Annotated in this window: 1 pseudogene; it reads right to left on the bottom strand. The window is 64.4% G+C overall.

From position 1 onward, the window contains the following. A pseudogene (locus tag FY251_RS21510) lies at positions 1-438 on the bottom strand (ABC transporter permease); the annotation flags it as partial.

The following is a 438-nucleotide window of genomic DNA, read 5'->3' on the forward strand; positions in this document are numbered from 1 at the left end:
TAATGACACTGGGGCCACGCGGAGCAGTTCCATCGTGCCGCGCTCGATCTCTTCGGTGACAGTGTCGACGGCAACCGATCCGCTGATGAACGGGGGGAGGAACAACAGCAGCGGAATCAGGATCGTGTAGGTGAACCCGAAGTACTGGCTCGCGCTGACAGTATCAGGGAGTGGCACGGGCGGCTGGTCGAGATAGGGCGTCCGCTCCAGTCGCTCCTGGCGCTCCAGCGCGCTCAGGACCCGGCGCACTTCGACGACGATGAGCGTCGACCGGATGCTTCCTTCCGGCACGACAGCAGTGACCGCTATCTGCTCCCCTGGTCCGCGCGTCGACGGGACGTAGTCGCCGCGCAGTATCGCGTCTACCCGTCGCTGATTGAACGCCCGCTGTGCGGCGTCCTCGTTCTCGAAGGCGGTGACGCTGGTCCCATCTTGTTC

Source organism: Haloferax sp. KTX1, assembly GCF_902410085.1.
GTDB classification, from domain to species: domain Archaea; phylum Halobacteriota; class Halobacteria; order Halobacteriales; family Haloferacaceae; genus Haloferax; species Haloferax massiliensis.